Origin of the sequence: Pseudactinotalea sp. Z1732 (genome assembly GCF_049724975.1) — a bacterium.
In the GTDB taxonomy this organism is placed as follows: Bacteria; Actinomycetota; Actinomycetes; order Actinomycetales; family Beutenbergiaceae; genus CALKWS01.
In genome coordinates, this window is record NZ_JBMPQC010000006.1 from 196,452 (window position 1) to 215,854 (window position 19,403).

The following is a 19,403-nucleotide window of genomic DNA, read 5'->3' on the forward strand; positions in this document are numbered from 1 at the left end:
TGGCCCGCAGCCGGGCGCTCCAGGCACCGGGGGCGCGGGTGTATTAGCATCAGCCGGGCCCCCGCCACGCACGCTTGGATGCCCGCCGCGCATGATTGACAGCCGCCACCTGACCATCGATGACCAGATCGCCGACCGCTACCGCGCGGTACCGGTGGAGGTGCCGGCCGGTGCGGGGGGTCTGCACGTCGAGTTGGACTATGACGATTCGGCGGCCGTGATCGACCTGGGTTGTGCCGGCTCCCACGGCTGGCGTGGCTGGTCCGGCGGGGCGCGACGGGAGTTCTGGATCGGGCCGAATGGCGCCACCCCCGGGTACGTCCCCGGGGAACTGGAGGGCGGCACCTGGGAGGTGATCCTGGGGCTGCATCAGATCCCGGCCGCCGGGGTGGGGGTGCGGGTGCGCGCCGAGGTGGTGCCATCGGTGACCGTCCCGGACGAGCCGCTGGCGCCGGTGGCCACTCAGCGGGTGCGGGGTTCGGACCGGCAGGTACCCGCGGAGCCGGGGCTGCGCTGGTATGCCGGGGACTTCCATGCCCACACCACCCACTCCGACGGCGTCGAGAGCATCGATGAGCTCGCCGCCCGGGCCGCCGCGGCCGGACTCGACTTCCTGGCCGTGACCGACCACAACACCATCAGTCACCACGCCCACCTTGCCGGCCCCGGAGCCCGGCACGGCATCACCCTCATTCCCGGCCAGGAGGTCACCACCGCAGACGGGCACGCCAACGCCCTGGGGGATGTCGGCTGGGTGGACTTCCGCGCCCCAGCCAGGAACTGGGCCGAGGCGGTCCAGCGCGGCGGCGGGGTGCTGAGCATCAACCACCCCCTGGCGGGCGACTGCGCCTGGATACACCCGCTCGACCGCGCCCCCCGCGCGCTGGAGGTGTGGCACATCGGCTGGTTCCGGGACCTGAGCGCCACCGGCCCATGGGCGATCTGGCAACGCTGGCGCGAGGCCGCCGGCGGTGCCTCGGTGGTGCCGTTGGGCGGCAGTGACTTCCACCGGCCCGGTCAGGGCTTCACCGTGGGCACGCCCACCACGTGGGTGGCGGCGCAGGACGATTCGCCCGAGGCGATCCTGGCCGGAGTGGCCGCCGGGCGCACCGCGATCAGTGTCGGGGTGCGCCCCGACGCCAAGCCCGACCCGCTGCACAGCCCGTTGCTGGTGCGCGTCGAGGGCGAGCTGCTCGCCCTGGGTGCCGCGGGTGCCGTGCTCGTCGATGCCGAGGGACGACGCCGGCGACTGGCCGGTTCCGCCGAGCGCCTTGCCGCGGGGTCCGGTCCGTACCGGATCGTGGACGACCAACGCCGGATCCTCGCGATCAGCCCGTAGGCCCGGCCCCGGCGGCCTCAGCCGTCGTCGTCGTCCAGGTCCTGGGCCGGGACGGCTGCCGCGGTGTCCGCCACATCGGCCTCGCTGGCCCGCCCCTCCAGATCCGGTCGTGCGGTGCGGGGACGGTAGTCCTCACCGGACTCCGGGGACGGAGCGGACGTCTCATCGGCCAGGCTGACCGGTTCGTGGGCATCGGGATCGACCAGCCCGGCATCCTGCCAGGACTGCTCACCGGGGACGGTGCTCATGTCTCCTCCTTCGGCTCACCATGTCGAGGACTCAGCCACCGGTACACCGGCGGGGTGCCGGCGGCGATGCCAGCCTAACCCGCCGGATGCCGGCGCGACAGCGGGGTGTGCGAGGGCGGCTGGTGCCGGACCGGGCCGGAGGGGGCTCCGTAATCGTCTTTACGGCGCCGGCCCCTGCGTGCCAGGGTCGCCGATATGCCCTCCGCCGTTGAACTGATTCGCTCGGCCACACTGTCCGACGTCGCCGAGTACGCCTATGCTGCCACCGCACCGAAAGATGCCCGATTGATCTTCCTGGCCGGCGCGTGCCCGTTGGACGCCGGCGGCGGCACCGTCGCGGTTGGCGATCACGCCGGCCAGGCCGCCGCGTGCGTGGCGACCATGAACCGCGCGCTGGCCGATGCCGGGGCCTCGATCACCGACGTGATCAGCACCCGGGTCCTGGTGGCCTCGGCTGACCAGGCCGATCTGGTGGCGGCCTGGGAGGTGGTGCGCGATGCGTTCGGCAACCATGACGTGCCCTCCACCCTGATGGGGGTCACGGTGCTGGGCTACGACGACCAACTCGTGGAGATCGAGGCCATCGCCGCCGTCGTGGACTGACGGCTGCTCACCCGGCTCCACCCGGGGGTGTGCGCTGAACCGCCTCGAGCGCACCGCGCAACGCCGCGCGTACGGTCACGATCGCCGGGCGGTTCACCGCGGCCCGGCGCACCGAGGTGAACAGCTCCCGGTAGAAGGGGCCGGGCAGGCTGATCCGGCGCACCCCGCGCGGCTGCGTCGTCCAGATCAGGTCCGGGAGCAGGCTCACCGCGTGCCCCGCCCGGATCAGGTGGATGTGCACGCTCAGGTCGGCGGAGTAGTACCGGATGTCGGGCTCGAACCCGGCGGCCCGGCACTGCTGGACGACCCAGTCCTTGGCCGCGGTCCCCTTCGGCTCGACCACCCAGGGCACGTTCCGGGCCTCGCTCAACGACTGGATGCCGCTGCGCCCGGGCACCACCAGGCGCATCGTGTCGGTGCCCAGGAGTTCCCGGTGCAGTTGATCGTGGTGCGCACGGGTGTAGCCGGGGTACTGCTCGGCCATGGCCAGGTCGAACCCGCGGGTGGGCAGTTCGGAGAGGCCGAACTCCGGAGGCACCACCGACGCCTCGATCCGCAGGTGTGCAGCCTGCTTCTCCAGGGTGGTGAGGGCGTAGGGAACCAGCGCCCGCGCCGCCGTCTCCAGTGTGGCCAGCCGGATCGTCTCGGGCACCGGACGCTCCGGTGCCAGTTCGCTCTGCACGCCTTCCTGCAGTTCGATCACCTGAGCGGCGTAGCGGGCCACCCGGGTGCCGGCCGGGGTCAGCCGTACCCGCCGTCCGTCCTGCTCCAGCAACGGCACACCGACCTCGCGCTCCAGGCGCGCCAGCTGCTGGGAGACCGAGGACGGGGCATAACTGAGCGTCTCGGCAACGGCGGTGATCGTGCCGCGCAACTGCAGTTCCCGTAGCAGGCGCAACCGGTGCAGATCCCACACTTCGCTGACCTTTCGCCAGAACCGAACGGTATCATTCACTTTTTCACGCTTATCACGAAACGTATGTCCTGACACACTGACAGATCAGGATCAGTCGGGAAGGTCATATCGGCGTGGGCTACCCGCTCGAAGCCGATGACCGGCCCGCAACCGAGTCCGACCTGGACGTGGAGGTCAGAACGTGAACGAGCAGTCAACACCCGGTATTGACCAGGCACTGGCCGACGAAGCGGTGGAACTGGTGCGACGATGGCTGCACGCCAGCCGCGACGAACCCGTCGACGCCGCCGCCAAGCGGTTGTCCGATGTGCTGCGCGATGAGAACGGTCTGGCCTTCACCGTCGGATTCGTCGACGGGGTGATTCGTCCCGAGGACCCCCACGCCGCGGCGCGGCACCTGCAGACCCTGGTGCCACTCATCCCCCGGTTCCTGTCCTGGCCGCTGCGCACCGCCGTGCGCCTGGGCGCCTCCCTGAGCACGGTCGCCCCCGGCATCGTCATCCCGATCGCCAAGGCTTCATTGCGCCAGATGGTGCGCCACCTGGTGGTGGACGCCTCCGAACGCAAACTCGGACCGGCGCTGAAGCAGATCCGCGCCAAGCAGCCCGGTGCCCGGCTCAACATCAACCTGCTCGGCGAGGCCATCCTGGGCAAGGAAGAGGCGGCTCGGCGGGTGGAGGGCACTCGGCGCCTGCTGGCCCGTGACGACGTCGACTACATCTCGATCAAGGTCTCCTCCACCGTCGCCCCGCACAGCCCGTGGTCCTTCGATGAGGCCGTGGCCGGGGCCGTGCAGGCACTGGTGCCGCTGTTCGAACTGGCTCGGACCGCCCCGGGCGGGCCCAAGTTCATCAACCTGGACATGGAGGAGTACAAGGACCTCGACGTCACTCTCGCCGTGTTCACGCAACTGCTCGACCGGCCGGAGTTCACCGACCTGAGCGCCGGCATCGTGCTGCAGGCTTACCTGCCCGATGCCCTGGGCGCGACCATGCACCTGCAGGAGTGGGCCAGCGCCCGGGTGGACGCCGGTGGCGCACCGATCAAGATCCGCGTGGTCAAGGGTGCGAACCTGCCGATGGAGCACGTCGACGCCGAGGTGCACAACTGGCCCGTGGCCACCTGGGACTCGAAGAAGGCCACCGACGCCTCCTACAAGGCGGTCCTCGACTACGCCCTGCACCCCTCTCGCACCCGCGCGGTTCGGGTGGGCGTGGCGGGGCAGAACCTGTTCGACCTCGCCCTGGCCTGGTTGCTGGCCGAGCGCCGAGGCTGCACCTCCGATGTGGACATCGAGATGCTGCTGGGCATGGCCACCGCAGAGGCTGCCGCCATCCGTAAGGACATCGGCAACCTGCTGTTGTACACCCCGGTGGTGCACCCGCAGGAGTTCGACGTGGCGATCGCCTACCTGGTGCGACGCCTGGACGAGGGCGCCTCGGACGAGAACTTCATGTCCGCAGTGTTCGACCTGAGAAGCGATGAGTCCCTGTTCGAGCGTGAGCGCACGCGGTTCATGGACTCCCTGGCGATCATGCCCACCGAAGTGCCGGCACCGAACCGGGACCAGGATCGCAGCCGGCCCCAGCCCGCCGGTCCGCGGGAGGGGTTCCGCAACGCGGCCGATACCGACAGTTCGGTGGCCGCGAACCGCGACTGGGCCGAGCAGATCCGGTCCCGGATGGCCTCCAGCACACTCGGGGTGGAGACCGCCGAAGCCGGGCTGCTCACCACCCGGGAGGCGCTGGAGGAGGTCATCGGCACCCTCCGCTCCGCCGCCAAGGGCTGGCAGGAGTTGGGTGCCGGCGCCCGGGCCGAGATCCTGCACCGGGCCGGCGACGCCCTGGAGGCACGCCGGGCAGACCTGCTGGAGGTGATGGGGGCCGAATGCGGCAAGGTGATCGAGCAGGGCGACCCGGAGGTCAGCGAGGCGATCGACTTCGCGCACTATTACGCCGAGTCCGGTCGGCGCCTGGAGCAGGTGGAGGGAGCCGCCTTCACCCCCTCGGATCTGACCGTGGTCACACCCCCGTGGAACTTCCCTGCCGCGATCCCGGCCGGATCCACCCTCTCCGCCCTCGCGTCCGGCTCGACGGTGGTGATCAAGCCCGCCGAGCAGGCCAAGCGCACCGGCGCGGTGATGGTGGAGGCCCTGTGGGAGGCCGGTGTGCCCAAGGACGTGCTCCAGTACGTCCAGCTCAGCGAGCGCGATCTGGGCACCGAGTTGATCTCACATCCCCTGGTGGACCAGGTGATCCTCACCGGTGGTTACGAGACGGCCGAACTGTTCCGCTCGATGCGCCCGGACCTGCAGTTGCTGGCCGAGACGAGCGGGAAGAACGCGATCATCGTCACACCCAGTGCCGATCTGGATCTGGCCGCCAAGGAGGTGGCCAACTCCGCCTTCGGTCATGCCGGACAGAAGTGCTCGGCGGCCTCTCTGGTGATCCTGGTGGGGTCGGTGGCCACCTCCGCACGCTTCCACCGCCAACTTCTCGATGCCGTCACCTCCATGGAGGTGGGCATGCCGTGGCAGGAGCGTGCCCAGGTGGGCCCGGTCATCGCCCCGCCGGAGGGCAAACTACAGCGCGGTCTGACCACGCTGGGTGCGGGTGAGAACTGGGTGCTGCCGCCCAGGAAACTCGACGACGACGGCCGGTTGTGGCGCCCGGGGGTGCGCGCCGGGGTGGCCCCGGGCTCGGAGTACCACATGACCGAGTACTTCGGCCCGATCCTGGGCGTCATGACCGCCGAGACGCTCACCGAGGCCATCGAGATGGTCAACGAGGTCGAGTACGGGCTGACCTCGGGTCTGCACTCCCTCGATTCCGAGGAGATCGATACCTGGTTGCAGAGCGTCCAGGCCGGCAACCTTTACGTCAACCGCGGGATCACAGGTGCGATCGTGCAGCGCCAGCCCTTCGGAGGGTGGAAGAAGTCGAGCGTGGGCAACGGCACCAAGGCCGGGGGCCCCAACTATCTGGTGTCCTTCGGCACCTGGGCCGATCGGCAGGTCACGGCCACCGACGTCACCGATCCGGTCAGCCTGCGCGCACTACGCGCGGCGGAGGATGCCGGGATCTCCCAGGAGGACCGGGACTGGCTCGCCGGTGCCCTGCACACCGACGTGAACGCCTGGGAGCAGGAGTTCGGCATCGTGCGCGATGCCACCGGTCTGCAGAGTGAACACAACGCCCTGCGCTATCACCCCACGCCGGTGACGGTGCGGTTCGAGAGCGAGCGGTTGCGGGATCTGCTGCGCATCCTGGCCGCCGCCGCTCGCAGCGGCGCACACGTGACGGTCAGTTCGGCCACCGACGTCGCACCCGCACTGCAGCCGTACGTAGGCGAACTCGGCATCGACGTCTTCCACGAGGACGCCAGGGCCTGGCACGCCCGGGCGAACGGGTTGGCCCGCGTCGGCGGGCGGGTTCGTCTGATCGGCGGTTCCGGTAGCGACCTGGCCCGGGCCACGGACGGCTCCCCGCTACTGGCGATCTATTCCGGCCCTGTTGTCAGCGCCGGACGAGTAGAGTTACTGACATTCTTGCGGGAACAGGCTGTTTCAATCACCGCACATCGCTTCGGAACGCCTCGACCGCACAGAATTCCAGCATCCGTGCCGGTGCCCGCGGGGGGTGTCTCGGGCTGATTCGACAATAACCAGGATTCCTTCATCACCCACCATCACCCAATTGGCAAAGGGGCCACGAAGTGTCTGATCAAACATTCCAAATCATCGCCCTGCTCCTCTACTTCGCAGCAATGATCGGGATCGGCGTCTACGCCTTCCGGCAGACGGCCGATCACGAGGATTACATGATCGCCGGGCGCAAGTTGAGTCCGACGACGGCAGCGCTGAGCGCCGGTGCCTCCGATATGTCGGGCTGGCTCATGATGGGCCTGCCCGGCGCAATTTACGTTGCCGGGCTGATCGAGTCCTGGATTGCGATCGGTTTGACCATCGGCGCCTATCTGAACTGGAAGTTCGTGGCCCCCCGGCTGCGTTCCTATACCGAAGTGGCGAAGAACTCGATCACTATTCCGAGTTTTTTCGAGAACAGGCTGCATGACACATCCCGCGCGCTGAGGATCGCCTCGGGTGTCATTGTGCTCATCTTCTTCACCTTCTACGTGTCTTCCATGATGGTGGCGGGTGGCGAATTCTTCATCGTCTCCTTCGACACCTCCTACATGACCGGGATGCTGATCGTTGCCGCGGTGACCCTCGCCTACACCCTCATCGGCGGCTTCCTCGCCGCCTCCCTGACCGATGTGGTGCAGGGCACCCTGATGATGCTGGCTCTGTTGATCGTCCCGGTGCTCACCATCTTCGCCGTCGGTGGCTTCGGGAACACCCTGGACGCCATCCGCGCGGCCGAGCCGGGCGCCCTGTCCTTCACCGCCGGGCAGGCCGTCACCGGTGGGGCGACGGTTGCCATCATCTCAGCACTGGCGTGGGGACTGGGGTACTTCGGTCAGCCGCACATCATCGTGCGGTTCATGGCGATGCGCGAGGCCGCCTCCGCCGGTTCCGCGCGCCGGATCGGGATCGGCTGGATGGTGATCTCCCTGTTCGGTGCGACCGTCACGGCGTTGGCCGGCATCGCCTACTTCCAGGTCAGTGACCTCACGTTGGACAACGCCGAGCACGTGGTGCTGGCCCTGTCGCAGATCCTGATGCACCCCTTCCTGGTCGGCCTCGTGTTCGCCGCGGTGCTCGCGGCGATCATGTCCACGGTGTCCTCCCAGTTGATCGTCAGTTCCTCGGCGTTCGTCGAGGACCTCTACCGGGTGTTCAAGAAGGACTCCTCCCCCAGGCACCTGATGATCCTGGGACGGGTAGTCGTGTTCGCGGTGGCCATCATCGCGATCATCCTGGCGATCGATCCCGGTGACACCATCCTGGGCCTGGTCGCCTTCGCCTGGGCCGGGTTCGGTGCCTCCTTCGGACCGGCCATCCTGCTGTCGCTGTTCTGGCGCAAGTTGACCAACTGGGGCGCGCTGGCCGGGATGGTGACCGGTGCGGTGACGGTATTCCTGTGGAGTTCCTTCGGACCGGAGATCTTCGGCGCTTCCCTGTACGAGATCGTGCCCGGGTTCCTCCTCAACGTCCTGGTCTCCGTTGTGGTCAGCAAGTTGACCTACAAGGCCAACCCCAACCTGGAGCAAGAGTTCGACCAGGCCGTGGAGTTGGCCAAGCGCAAGATGAAGGCGCCCACCGCCTGATGCTTCACAGATCACCATGAGGCGGGCCGCCTGCCCCGATACGGGTAGGCGGCCCGGTGGACTGGCGGTTGGTTCAGGCGCTGGCGCCGTCAGGGAACCACAGGGCGATCTCCCGAGCCGCCGACTCCGGTGAGTCCGAGCCGTGCACCAGGTTCTGCTGCACGTTCAGGCCCCAGTCCCGGGCCAGGTCACCGCGGATCGAGCCGGGTGCGGCGGCCGTGGGATCGGTCGCCCCGCACAGGGCGCGGAACCCCTCGATCACGCGCTGGCCCTCGACTACCGCGGCCAACAGCGGGCCCGAACTCATGAAGTCCATCAGCGGGCCGTAGAAGGGCTTACCCTCGTGCTCGGCGTAGTGTTCGGCGAGCAGGCGCACGTCGGCGGTGCGCAACTCCGCGGCGGCCAGGGTGTATCCCTTGGCCTCGATCCGCCGGAGGATCTCACCCACCAGGCCACGCCGCACGCCGTCGGGCTTGATGATGACCAGGGTGCGCTCGGTGTTCAGGCTCATGGATGCACACACTACTGGCCAGGGCGCAGTGTGCCGACTCAGCCGGCGTCGGTTCCCCCGGCGGGTTGGTCCTGCGCCGGTGCGGCGCCGGCCCGCTCGGCTTCGTCGCGCTCGGCGCGCTCGACGTCGATCCGCCGGCCCAGCTGCAGCGCCACCACCCATATCACGGCGAAGATGATGCCGACCACGACCATCATCGGGATGATCAGACCGGAGGCGATCAACAGTCCCTGCATCACCGACCCCAGGATGCGTCCGATGCGGTGGCGCGCCAGTCCGGCGAGCACCAGGCAGGCCAGCGCGCTCACCCCGCCCACGCTCCAGACCAGCACCGGCTCGCCCAGGTCCAGGCCGATACCCACCAGGGTGGCGAACAGCACCACGAACGCCTCCAGGGTGAGCACGGTTGTGCAGAAGATCGCCCGGGCGGACCGTCTGGGTCGCTCGCCCGGTGCGGTCTGGCCGGCCTGGGTGGCGCCGGAACTGTTCATCCCCCCAAGATACTGCCGGTGCCGGCATGCCCACGCCTGCCCGCGAGCGCCACGAGAGTTCTGCGGCCGGTGCCTCACTCCTCCCCGAAGCCGGCCTCCACGTCTGCTGTGATGGTCTCCACCGCCTGCTCGGCCTGTGCGCCACTGGCGACCAGGTCGATTCTGGCCCCCCCGGTCAGGCCCAAGCCCATCAACGCGAGCACGCTGGTGGCGTCGACGCCGTTGATACTGACCCGGGCATCGAACTCAGCGACCTGTCGGGCCAGCATCGCCGCCGGGCGCGCGTGCAGACCGAGGCGATTGCGCACCGTCAGGGTGCGCTCGATCGTCACCCCGGTGTCGTCCTCGCCGACGGCTGCCTCGTCATCTGCTGCGTTCCCGGGTGCGGACCCGGGCCCCTGCACCTCCGGTGGGCCGAATGTGTCGATGGCGTCGTGGGCTGCCGCACGCACCTGTTCCCCGTCGGCGCCGGACTGGGCCGAGACCGCCGCTGCGACTGCGCCCTCCACGAACGGGGCGTGGGCGATGAGTACGCGCTCGTCCGCGAGCATCTCCTGCACCGACTCCGCCGTCAGCAGCGCCGAGCCGAGGTCGGCCAGCAGCACGACGTACCCGGCGCCATCGGCGAGCGCGCGCCGGACACTGGACTCCACCAGGTCGTAACTGGTGCCGATACCCTCCTCGCTGGTGCCTCCTGCCGCCAGGATGGTCACATCCGGCGCCATCTGCGCGGCGACCTGGGCACAACCACGGGCCAGTTGCCCCGAATGCGAGACCAACACCAGTGCGGTCTCAACCATCGGTGGCCTCCGTTGCTCCGGCCAGGCTCGCCGGTACGGCCGCGGCCAGCATCAGGGCGCTGGATTGGGCCCCGGGATCCCGGTGCCCCCTAGCCCGCTCGCCGAGGTAACTGGCCCGGCCCTTGCGCGCGACCCAGGGCTCGGTATCCCTGGCCCCCTGCGCAGCGGCAGCGGCGGCCGCGTCGAGGACCTGGGTCACGTCTGCACCCTCCTCGGCCACCGCGCGGGCGGCATTCGCGGCCGGCAACCAGGCGTCCACCATGGTCTTGTCGCCCGGTTCGGCCTTTCCGCGGTCAATGATTCCCTGTACGGCGGCGGCGAGCACCCGGGCCAGCCCGGTGGCGTCCAGGTTTCCGGCCCCGGCGGCCTTGGCAGCACGCAGGAATGCGGTCCCGTACAGCGGGCCGGCCGCCCCGCCCACCGCGGACATCAACCCCGAGGCCACCAGGCGAAACACCTCCCCGGGAGTGTCGGTGGTGGTCTGCGCCAACGTGGCCGTCACCGCACTCAGTCCCCGGTCCAGGTTCTGCCCGTGGTCACCGTCCCCGATCGCCCGGTCCAACTCGTTCAGCGCCACCCGGTGGTTCGCCACGTCCTCGGCGCAGGCGCGGATCCAGGCCCTGGCCCAGGTCACATCCAACGTGCTCATCAGGCACCCCACCGTAGGGCCGGAGTGATGACCGGCGCGTCGAAGAGGCCGGTCAGTTCCTCGTCCAGGCGCAGCACCGTGACCGAGGCGCCCTGCATCTCCAGGGAGGTCACGTAGTTGCCGACCAGGGACCGGTGCACCGTGATCCCGGCTGCCTCCAGCCGTTCCCGGGCGTGCCCGTAGACGATGTAGAGCTCACTCAGGGGCGTCCCGCCCATCCCGTTCACGAGCAGCAACACCTGCTCCCCGGCCTGGAGGTCCATGTCGGCCAGCACCGCGTCCAGCAGCAGGTCGGTCACCTCATCGGCACCGGCCATCGGGACGCGCTCGCGCCCCGGTTCACCGTGGATGCCGATCCCGATCTCGATCTCACCACCGCCCAGGTCGAAGGAGGGCCGGCCCGCGTGCGGGACCGTGCACGCGCTCAGCGCCACCCCCATCGTGCGCACGTTCCCCACGACCCGCTCAGCGATCGCGACCACCGATGCCAGGTTCTCACCGCGCTCGGCGGCGGCGCCGGCGATCTTCTCCACCAGCACCGTACCGGCGACCCCGCGACGCCCGGCGGTGTACAGCGAGTCCTGCACCGCCACGTCGTCATCGACAGTGACCGAGGCCACCTCGAGTCCCTCCATCTCGGCCAGTTCGGCCGCGGTCTCGAAGTTCAGCACGTCCCCGGTGTAGTTCTTCACGATGTGCAGAACCCCGGCGCCGCCGTCGGCGGCCCTGGTGGCAGCCAGGACGGGGTCCGGGGTGGGTGAGGTGAACATGGCCCCGGGCACGGCGGCGTCGAGCATGCCTACCCCCACGAAACCCCCGTGCAACGGTTCGTGACCGGAACCACCTCCGCTGACCAGCCCGACCTTGCCGGTCACGGCACCACCGCGCCGGTGGATGAAGAGCGCGTCCTGCCCACCACCAGCGCTGACCAGGTCGGCATGAGCGCGCACGAACCCGGTGACACTCTCGGCGACGATGTCGTCGGCGTGATTGATCAGCTTCTTCATCAGGGCTCCTTGGATGCGCCGTGGAGTGTTACGTCCCACTGTGGACCGGATGGACCGGCTTGGCCAGATCGCACCCCTATCCTCCCAGCCGAACCGCCCACGCGTGCATTGGTGACAGGCGTCAGATGTGCTGATCCGGGCCGTCTGCCACGATCTCGTGCATGAGCCGTACACCGCGAACCAGTATCCCCGCGCCACGGGGCCCGGTCAGTTCCGGCGAACGTGCCCTGGCCCCGGACCTGGCCCGGGGGGCGATGCTGCTGCTGATCGCCCTGGCGAACGTCCCCTGGTTCCTGTACGGGTCCACCCAAGGCACCACCACGATGCACCCGGTGGAGGGGTCCGGCCTGGACCGGGCCGTGCAAGCGGTGATGATCGTGGCCGTGGACGGGCGCATCTACCCGCTGTTCGCGTTCCTGTTCGGCTACGGCATCGTCCAGCTCTACCGCCGGCAGCGCGAAGCCGGAGCCGATGACGGCGCGGCGCGGCGACTGTTGCGGCGACGGCACCTGTGGATGATCGCCTTCGGCTTCCTCCACGCCGCCCTGCTGTGGGTCGGTGATGTGGTCAGCGCCTACGGCCTGGCCGGGCTGGTGCTGGTGGCGCTGTTCTTCCGCCGCAGGGACAGGACCCTGATCGTCTGGGCTGCTGTGATCACCGGGCTGCTGGCGCTGACGGCGGTGGTGTCGCTGATCAGTCTGCCGTTCGTGCCCACCGACATGGCTGCCGAGGAGACCTTCGGCGCGGAGTTCTACGGGATGGGGGTGGCCGTCAGCGCGGAGTCGAACTACGTGACATCGGTACTGATGCGAGCCGCCGGCTGGCCGGTGACGTTGCTGACCCAGGCGTTCGTCAACGTGGTGGTGCCGGTGATGATCCTGCTGGCCCTCTGGGCCGCTCGGCGGGGGATCCTGGAGAACCCCGGGGCGCACCTGCCCTTGTTGCGCCGTACCGCGGTGATCGGCCTGGGGGTGGCCTTCGGTGGTGGCATTCCGCACGCGCTGTATCACGTGGGCGCGCTGCAGGTAGGTGATCACGTCTCGTGGATCTTCGGCAGCGTGGAGATGCTCACCAACGTCTTCGGTGGCCTGGGTTACGTGGCTCTGTTCACCCTGATCGCCTACCGGATCCAGAATCGCCCGGTGGCCTCGAGCCTGCCGGTGGTGGCGGTGGCCGCGGTGGGCAAGCGGTCCCTGTCCAGCTATCTGGGCCAGTCGGTGCTGCTGGCTCCGGTACTGACGGCCTGGGGCCTGGGTCTGGGCGCCACGATCGGTTCGGCTGCGGCGGCGGGCCTGGCCATCGCGACCTGGGCCGTACTGGCTGCGCTGGCCTACCTGTGGGAGCGGCGGCAGTACCGCGGACCGGCCGAGACCCTCCTGCGTCGGCTGGTCTACCGATGAGCGGTGGGCCGGTCAAGGCGCTCCGATAACCACGGCCGCCTCCCGTCGCTCGTCGACCGGTCCGGTGACCTCCCCGGTGTCATAGTCGACCTCCAGAGCCTGCAGGGAACCGAAGTAGGCCCACTCCGGCGGGACCACCTCGTAGGACCCGCTCACCCCCTGGGCGAACCCGGCGGAGGGTTCGGCCTCGAGCAGCAACTGACCGTCCTCGTAGGAGAACCGCGGGGCCTCGGTGGCCTCCGTCAGGGTCTGGTCATGCACCGCCCAGCGGCTGATCACCTGGGCCAGGACCTGCGGGATCCGTTCGGCGCCGGGAGTGCCGATTCCCAGGACCGCTCTGCCCTCGGCGTCGACGACGACGGCGGGCAGGGACCAACTCACGGAGCGTCTGCCCGCTTCGGGCTGGTTGGCCGCGGTGGTGCCGATGGCGTCGAACCGGGTGAGTTGGTTGTTCAGGAAGTACCCGCCGACGTGCTGCTGGGAGCCCCAGAAACTCGTGATCGTGTTCGTCATGGAGATCAGCAGCCCGTCGGGGTCCACGGCGGTCAGGTGGGTGGTGTTGCCGGCGGTTCCCGGATCGGGAGGCCCGAAGGTGGGCGGCTGAACGGTGCCACCGGCCAGTCCGGCGTTGGCCTGGGCGTTGGTGAGTTCGTCCACCGGCACGTCCACGAACGCCGGATCGCCCAGCACCGTGGTGGTGGTCTCGTAGCCGGACTCCCAGCCCCGGCCGATCAGTTCGATGAACGCAGCCGACCCCGGTTCGGTGCCGTCCAGCCCCCCGGCCTCGGCGATCTGCAGCATCTGGATCAGCGACACCCCGGGCAGCGGAGGCGCCGGACCGAGCACCTCGTACCCGGCGAACTCCCCGCGCACCGGTGAGGAGGTCATCACCTCATAGTCGGCGAGCGACTGTGCGTCCAGGCCGTCGACGACGCTGAGATCCTGCGCCAGGGAGCCGGTGTAGTAGGCATCCGGGCCCTCCTGGGCGATGGTTGACATGGTGGTAGCCAGGTCGGCCTGCACCAACAGGTCGCCCTGGTCGAGAGGCTGCCCGCCGGGGGCGTAGTGCTCCAGGCCGCTGATCGCCTCCGGCCCGTAGTCCGAGCGCATCCGCAACGCCAGGAACGGGCTGACCTCGAAACCGTCCCGGGCGAGGTCGATGGCCGGAGCCAGTACCTGGTCCCACTCCAGCTCGCCGTACTCCTCGTGCAGATGACCTAGGCCCGCCACGAATCCCGGAACTCCGGCTCCACCGGCGCCGATCGTCCCCGAGTTCGGGACGACCTCGCGATAGTCGTAGGCCTGCGCCTCCCCCTCGGCGGGCACCACGATGGCCGAACCGCCGCCACCGATCCCGGAAGCGAACGGTTCCACCACCGACACCGCGAAGGCAGCCGCCACGATCGCATCGGCGGCGTTGCCGCCGGCATCGAAGATCTCCTCCCCCGCGGCCGCTGCCAGTGGGTGAGCGGCACTGATGCCGTACTGGGCCAATGGACTCTCCGGCTCCGGCTCCGGCTCCGGCTCGGGCTCCTGCGTGGGCTCGGACGGTTCGTCGGTCGGCTCGTCGGTGTCGGTGGGGGCGGGCTGCTCCGTGGTCGGGGTCGGTTGGACGTCGTCTTCCGGCGCCGCCGAACAGCCGGCCAGCAGCAGGGCCGCGGCCGCCACGGTGATGGTGAGTTGTCGGGACATGGCCAGGTCCTTCCCGTCGATCGGCTGCCACCGTACCCGCCCGGTCACGTCCTCGCGTGTCGGGCCGGGTCAGCAGCCCCTGCGGCAACGGCGTGCCTGAACGGGCAGCGCCAGGGGGCCACGGCTACATTGAATCGGTGGACTCGGCACCGGATTCGCACCTGGGGAAGCCCGGCGGGAGCGCGCACTCTCCCACCGCGGAATCCTCCGGGCGCCGGGTCGAGGGCCTGGATGCCGCCCGTGCGTTGGCGATTCTGGGCATGCTCGCGGTGAACGTGGGCCCGCTGGACGGTTCCGGGATCACGGGCAAGTTGCTGGTGCTCCCGCACGGACGGGCCTCATTGCTGTTCGTGCTGCTGGCCGGAATCGGCTACACCCTGCTCACCCGCCGGGCCCGCCAGGGTGGTCCGGTGCCGTGGCAGCAGGTGCTGTGGCGGGCGGTTCTGCTGGGCTTGATCGGACTCAGCACCCAACTGCTCGACCACGAGATCGACGTCATCCTGACCACCTACGCTGCGCTGTTCGTCGTGGCACTGTTGTTCGTGCGCGCTCCCAGTTGGCTCCTTCTGGCAGGCACCGGTGGCGTCACGTTGGCGGGGCCGGTGTTGTGGCTCGTGATGCAGTCCGGTGGCGCCGAGTTCGACCGGGAGCCGGCCACTGTGCTGGATCCGCCCCTTCAGATCCTCGTGTCCACGGTGGCCTCCGGGCCTTACCCGATGCTGACGTGGCTGGCCCCGTTCCTGTTCGGGATGTGGCTGGGGCGCCTGCGCCTGGGTGATCGAGACGTGCAGTTGCGCCTGCTCACCCTCGGCGGCGTGGTGGCCGTGGCCGCCGAGGTGCTCACGCGGGTGCTGGAGGCGGCCGTGGGCCCTGCGGGTGAGGCCCTGGGCGCCGAACGGCTAATCTCCGGGGGTGCCCACTCGCAGATGCCGCTGTGGCTGGTGGCCGGCACGGCAGCAGGAGTGTTCGTGCTGGGGTTGGCGCTCCTGGTGCAACCCGCCTTGGGTGGGGCGTCGTGGCCGCTGGTGGCCACCGGGCAGATGGCCCTCACCGTGTACGTGGCGCACATGGTGCTCCTGGCGGTGTTCGTACGCCCCGGCCCGCACACCCTGATCGGTGGTGCGCTGACGACGGTGGCGCTCGCCCTGGTCCTGGTCGTTGCGGCCACGCTGTGGCGCCACTTCGTGGGCCGTGGCCCCCTGGAGGCACTACTGCGCTGGGGACCGCGCAGATCACACACGGCCCCCTGAACCACCCCGTGCGCCCGCCCCCTCCTGGGCGGGCCGTTGGTCCCAGGGATGCGGCCATCGCTCGCCGTAGCCTGGCCGTGCGGCACTCAACCTGGGATGTGAACTATGACCACGACCACGGTCCGGTCCGGACTCCAACCCGCGTGGCGCGGGTTCTACGAGGGGCCATGGACGCACACGATCAACGTGCGCGACTTCCTCACCCGCAACCACCGGCCCTACCACGGCGATCCCGGGTTCCTGACCGGCTCCACCGACAAGACCCGCAGGCTGTGGGCCACCCTGGAACGGGACTACCTGTCGGTGGAGCGCAGCCGGCGGGTCTACGACGTGGACACCAGCACCCCGGCGGACATCGACGCCTTCGGCCCCGGCTACATCAGCGGCGACGACGACGTCGTCGTCGGGTTGCAGACCGATGTGCCCCTGAAGCGGGCGATGATGCCGGCCGGCGGCTGGCGGATGGTGCAGACCGCGATCGAGGAAGCGGGCGGTGAGGTCGATGAACGGATCAAGGAGATCTTCACCCGGTACCGCAGGACCCACAACGACGCCGTGTTCGACATGTACACCCCGCGCGTCCGGTCGGCACGCTCGGTGCACCTGATCACGGGGTTGCCGGACTCCTACGGGCGGGGCCGGATCATCGGTGACTACCGGCGGGTGGCGCTGTACGGCATCGATGCGTTGATCGCGCACAAGCAGCAGGCGCTGGCCGATCAGGCCGGGCAGGGATTCTCCGAGGAGTGGGCACGGTCCCGCGAGGAGCACGCCGAGCAGATCAGGGCACTGCGCAAACTCATCACGCTGGGCCACCAGTACGGGTTCGACCTGACCCGGCCGGCCGCCGATGCCCGGGAGGCGGTGCAGTGGACGTACCTGGCCTACCTGGGGGCGATCAAGTCCCAGGACGGTGCCGCGATGAGTTTCGGTCGGCTCTCCGGGTTCTTCGACATCTACATCGAACGTGACCTCGCCGAAGGGGTGCTGACCGAGACCGAGGCACAGGAACTCATCGATGCGCTGGTGATCAAGTTACGGATCGTGCGCTTCCTGCGCACCGAGGCCTACGATCAGGTCTTCTCCGGGGACCCCTACTGGGCCACCTGGACCGACGGTGGCTTCGGTGAGGATGGGCGAACAACGGTCACCCGGACCTCGTTCCGGCTGCTGCAGACGCTGCGCAACCTGGGCCCGGCACCGGAGCCGAACATCACGGTGCTGTGGGACGAGGAACTGCCCGGACCGTACCAGGAGTTCGCCGCGGCGATCAGCGTGGAGACATCCTCCCTGCAGTACATCTGCGATGACCACGTGCGAGAGCATTTCGGTGACGACGCGGCGATCGCGTGCTGTGTCTCGGCGATGCGCATCGGCAAGCAGATGCAATTCTTCGGCGCCCGGATGAACATCGCCAAGACGTTGCTGTACGCCCTCAACGGCGGCCGGGACGAAGTGTCCGGTCAGCCGGTGGTGCCCGGATTCGAGCCGACCCGGGGGTCGGCGCCGCTGGACTTCGAGCAGGTGTGGGACGCGTTCGAGGCCATGCTCGGCTGGGTCGCCGAGACGTATGTGGAAGCGTTGAACATCATTCACTACAGCCACGACAAGTACGCCTATGAGGCGATCGAGATGGCACTGCACGACACCGAGGTGGTGCGGACCCTGGGCTGCGGGATCGCCGGACTGTCGATCGTGGCGGACAGCCTCGCAGCGATCAAGTACGCCAGCGTCACCCCGGTCCGCGATGAGTCCGGGCTGATCGTGGACTACCGGACCGAGGGTGAGTTCCCCCGGTACGGCAACGACGACGACCGCGCCGACGATCTCGCCCGGTTGGTGGTCACGACGGTGATGAACAAGATCCGTGCTCTGCCCCGGTACCGCGATGCGGTGCCCACGCAGTCGGTGCTGACGATCACCTCCAACGTCGTCTACGGCAAGGCCACCGGCTCGTTCCCGTGCGGGCACCGAGCGGGCACCCCGTTCTCCCCCGGCGCCAACCCGGGCAACGGCCGGGACACCCACGGAATGGTCGCCTCGATGCTGTCGGTGGCGAAACTGCCCTACGCCGATGCGCTGGATGGAATCTCGCTGACCAACACCATCACTCCCGCCGGACTCGGGCACACGAAGGCCGAGCAGGTCGCGAACCTGGTCGGGATTCTGGACGCCGGCTTCGGCTCAGGGTTGTTCCACGCGAACGTCAACGTGCTGAACAAGGCCACCCTCCAGGACGCGATGGACAACCCCCAGGACTATCCCAACCTGACCGTGCGGGTTTCGGGCTACGCGGTGAACTTCGTCAAACTCACCCGTGAGCAGCAGATGGATGTGCTGTCCCGGACCTTCCACACATCCTCGTGAGGTGAACGATGACGCCCGCGCTGGTCCCGCAGACTCCCGCCCCGGTGGGCCCGCCGTACCCGGACGCCCCGCGCGAGCGGCTGGCCGGCGCCGGTCTGAACGGACTTCCGACCAGAGACCTGACGGGCGGTGACCTGGAGGCCGGCATGCGCTCCGGCGAGTTGGGTACGGTGCATTCCTGGGAGTTGTCCACCGCGGTGGACGGGCCGGGTACCCGGCTGGTCGTCTTCCTGTCCGGTTGCCCACTGCGTTGCCTGTACTGCCACAATCCGGACATGCTGCGGATGCGCGAGGAACAAGCGGTCCGGGCCGACGACGTGCTGGCGCTGGTGCGCCGGTACCGCGCCGTGTTCGCCGCGACCGGCGGCGGACTCACCCTCTCCGGTGGGGAGGTGCTGATGCAGCCGGCCTTCGCCGCCCGGATCCTGGCGGGGGCGCGGCAGATGGGCGTGCACACCGCTATCGACACCTCGGGGTTCCTCGGTTCTGTGTGCGGCGAGGAGATGCTGGGCGATATCGACCTGGTGCTGCTGGATGTGAAGTCCGGCAACGAGCAGACCTACAGACGGGTCACCGGAGGATCACTGGCGCCCACGCTGCGGTTCGGTGCCCGGCTGGACGCTGCCGGGGTACAGATGTGGGTGCGGTTCGTGCTGGTCCCGGGCCTGACCGACGACGCGCAGAACGTTGATCAGGTTGCGGCTCAGGTCGCGCCGTGGTCGTCCGTGGCCCGGGTGGAGGTGCTGCCGTTCCACCAGATGGGCAGGGACAAGTGGGTCTCGCTGGGCCTGCCGTATGAATTGGCCGATACCTGCCCGCCGTCCCCGGAACTGATCGAGCGAGTGCGCGGGCAGTTCCGGGCACGCGGGCTCAGGACGTACTGATCACACGACCGGCGCGG

At 69.2% G+C, this 19,403-nt stretch carries 16 protein-coding genes; 8 read left to right on the forward strand and 8 right to left on the reverse strand.

All coding sequences use genetic code 11. From position 1 onward, the window contains the following. Positions 1–91 precede the first annotated feature (91 nt). Positions 92–1,339: a CehA/McbA family metallohydrolase gene (locus ACPL7H_RS12930; protein WP_424797294.1), complete on the forward strand. Its 1,248-nt coding sequence runs from the start codon at positions 92–94 to the stop codon at positions 1,337–1,339. A 17-nt stretch (positions 1,340–1,356) separates the two neighbouring features. Here the strand turns inward: ACPL7H_RS12930 and ACPL7H_RS12935 are convergent, their stop codons facing one another. Further along, entirely contained in the window at positions 1,357–1,587 is a 231-nt protein-coding gene (locus tag ACPL7H_RS12935) for a hypothetical protein (RefSeq protein WP_424797295.1), read from the reverse strand. Positions 1,588–1,782: 195 nt separating this feature from the next. Here ACPL7H_RS12935 and ACPL7H_RS12940 point away from each other — a divergent pair, with 195 nt between their 5' ends. Continuing rightward, the gene (locus ACPL7H_RS12940) at positions 1,783–2,190 is read left to right on the forward strand and encodes a RidA family protein (protein WP_424797296.1); all 408 of its coding nucleotides are present in this window, start codon (positions 1,783–1,785) and stop codon (positions 2,188–2,190) included. 7 nt (positions 2,191–2,197) lie between these two features. Here the strand turns inward: ACPL7H_RS12940 and ACPL7H_RS12945 are convergent, their stop codons facing one another. Beyond that, positions 2,198–3,145 (reverse strand): LysR family transcriptional regulator, encoded by a 948-nt coding sequence (locus ACPL7H_RS12945; RefSeq protein WP_424797297.1) that lies wholly within the window; start codon positions 3,143–3,145, stop codon positions 2,198–2,200. A gap of 142 nt (positions 3,146–3,287) precedes the next feature. Here ACPL7H_RS12945 and ACPL7H_RS12950 point away from each other — a divergent pair, with 142 nt between their 5' ends. After that, positions 3,288–6,758 carry a bifunctional proline dehydrogenase/L-glutamate gamma-semialdehyde dehydrogenase gene (locus ACPL7H_RS12950; protein ID WP_424797298.1) on the forward strand — a complete coding sequence of 1,157 codons (3,471 nt, stop codon included), beginning with the start codon at positions 3,288–3,290 and terminating at the stop codon, positions 6,756–6,758. 62 nt (positions 6,759–6,820) lie between these two features. Beyond that, complete coding sequence (putP, locus tag ACPL7H_RS12955; protein WP_424797299.1) at positions 6,821–8,335, forward strand: sodium/proline symporter PutP; 1,515 nt, start codon at positions 6,821–6,823, stop codon at positions 8,333–8,335. A gap of 73 nt (positions 8,336–8,408) precedes the next feature. Here the strand turns inward: putP and ndk are convergent, their stop codons facing one another. The 5 genes from ndk to dhaK all read right to left on the reverse strand — a co-directional run bounded on the left by ndk (position 8,409) and on the right by dhaK (position 11,793). After that, on the reverse strand, positions 8,409–8,846 hold the full coding sequence (gene ndk, locus ACPL7H_RS12960; RefSeq protein ID WP_424797300.1) for a nucleoside-diphosphate kinase: 438 nt from the start codon (positions 8,844–8,846) through the stop codon (positions 8,409–8,411). A gap of 38 nt (positions 8,847–8,884) precedes the next feature. Next, the gene (locus ACPL7H_RS12965; RefSeq protein WP_424797301.1) at positions 8,885–9,337 is read right to left on the reverse strand and encodes a DUF4233 domain-containing protein; all 453 of its coding nucleotides are present in this window, start codon (positions 9,335–9,337) and stop codon (positions 8,885–8,887) included. A 74-nt stretch (positions 9,338–9,411) separates the two neighbouring features. Continuing rightward, entirely contained in the window at positions 9,412–10,137 is a 726-nt protein-coding gene (gene dhaM / locus ACPL7H_RS12970) for a dihydroxyacetone kinase phosphoryl donor subunit DhaM (protein WP_424788423.1), read from the reverse strand. Beyond that, positions 10,130–10,786, reverse strand: coding sequence for a dihydroxyacetone kinase subunit DhaL (gene dhaL, locus ACPL7H_RS12975; protein WP_424797302.1), 657 nt, complete (start codon positions 10,784–10,786; stop codon positions 10,130–10,132). The genes dhaM and dhaL overlap by 8 nt, the downstream gene beginning before the upstream one ends. Further along, complete coding sequence (gene dhaK / locus ACPL7H_RS12980) at positions 10,786–11,793, reverse strand: dihydroxyacetone kinase subunit DhaK (RefSeq protein ID WP_424797303.1); 1,008 nt, start codon at positions 11,791–11,793, stop codon at positions 10,786–10,788. The genes dhaL and dhaK overlap by 1 nt, the downstream gene beginning before the upstream one ends. 161 nt (positions 11,794–11,954) lie before the next feature. Between dhaK and ACPL7H_RS12985 the strand changes: the two genes are divergently transcribed. Next, positions 11,955–13,193 carry a DUF418 domain-containing protein gene (locus ACPL7H_RS12985; protein WP_424797304.1) on the forward strand — a complete coding sequence of 413 codons (1,239 nt, stop codon included), beginning with the start codon at positions 11,955–11,957 and terminating at the stop codon, positions 13,191–13,193. 12 nt (positions 13,194–13,205) lie between these two features. Here ACPL7H_RS12985 and ACPL7H_RS12990 read toward each other — a convergent pair whose 3' ends face one another. After that, positions 13,206–14,885, reverse strand: coding sequence for a gamma-glutamyltransferase (locus tag ACPL7H_RS12990; RefSeq protein ID WP_424797305.1), 1,680 nt, complete (start codon positions 14,883–14,885; stop codon positions 13,206–13,208). A gap of 137 nt (positions 14,886–15,022) precedes the next feature. On the opposite strand from ACPL7H_RS12990, the gene ACPL7H_RS12995 reads away from it, so the two are divergent. From ACPL7H_RS12995 to pflA, 3 genes are all read left to right on the forward strand, one after another. Then, a complete protein-coding gene (locus tag ACPL7H_RS12995; protein ID WP_424797306.1) occupies positions 15,023–16,135 on the forward strand; it encodes a DUF418 domain-containing protein in 1,113 nt (370 codons plus the stop codon). Positions 16,136–16,240: 105 nt separating this feature from the next. Further along, positions 16,241–18,502 (forward strand): formate C-acetyltransferase, encoded by a 2,262-nt coding sequence (gene pflB, locus ACPL7H_RS13000; protein ID WP_424797307.1) that lies wholly within the window; start codon positions 16,241–16,243, stop codon positions 18,500–18,502. A gap of 8 nt (positions 18,503–18,510) precedes the next feature. Next, a complete protein-coding gene (gene pflA / locus ACPL7H_RS13005) occupies positions 18,511–19,386 on the forward strand; it encodes a pyruvate formate-lyase-activating protein (RefSeq protein WP_424797308.1) in 876 nt (291 codons plus the stop codon). Positions 19,387–19,403 lie beyond the last annotated feature (17 nt).

Excerpts from the sequence above, each read along its gene's own strand:
- ACPL7H_RS12930 (WP_424797294.1), top strand. The coding sequence starts at position 92 with ATGATTGACAGCCGCCACCTGACCATCGATGACCAGATCGCCGACCGC.
- ACPL7H_RS12935 (WP_424797295.1), bottom strand. The coding sequence starts at position 1,587 with ATGAGCACCGTCCCCGGTGAGCAGTCCTGGCAGGATGCCGGGCTGGTC.
- ACPL7H_RS12940 (WP_424797296.1), top strand. The coding sequence starts at position 1,783 with ATGCCCTCCGCCGTTGAACTGATTCGCTCGGCCACACTGTCCGACGTC.
- ndk (WP_424797300.1), bottom strand. The coding sequence starts at position 8,846 with ATGAGCCTGAACACCGAGCGCACCCTGGTCATCATCAAGCCCGACGGC.
- ACPL7H_RS12965 (WP_424797301.1), bottom strand. The coding sequence starts at position 9,337 with ATGAACAGTTCCGGCGCCACCCAGGCCGGCCAGACCGCACCGGGCGAG.
- dhaM (WP_424788423.1), bottom strand. The coding sequence starts at position 10,137 with ATGGTTGAGACCGCACTGGTGTTGGTCTCGCATTCGGGGCAACTGGCC.
- dhaL (WP_424797302.1), bottom strand. The coding sequence starts at position 10,786 with ATGAGCACGTTGGATGTGACCTGGGCCAGGGCCTGGATCCGCGCCTGC.
- dhaK (WP_424797303.1), bottom strand. The coding sequence starts at position 11,793 with ATGAAGAAGCTGATCAATCACGCCGACGACATCGTCGCCGAGAGTGTC.
- ACPL7H_RS12985 (WP_424797304.1), top strand. The coding sequence starts at position 11,955 with ATGAGCCGTACACCGCGAACCAGTATCCCCGCGCCACGGGGCCCGGTC.
- ACPL7H_RS12990 (WP_424797305.1), bottom strand. The coding sequence starts at position 14,885 with ATGTCCCGACAACTCACCATCACCGTGGCGGCCGCGGCCCTGCTGCTG.
- pflB (WP_424797307.1), top strand. The coding sequence starts at position 16,241 with ATGACCACGACCACGGTCCGGTCCGGACTCCAACCCGCGTGGCGCGGG.
- pflA (WP_424797308.1), top strand. The coding sequence starts at position 18,511 with ATGACGCCCGCGCTGGTCCCGCAGACTCCCGCCCCGGTGGGCCCGCCG.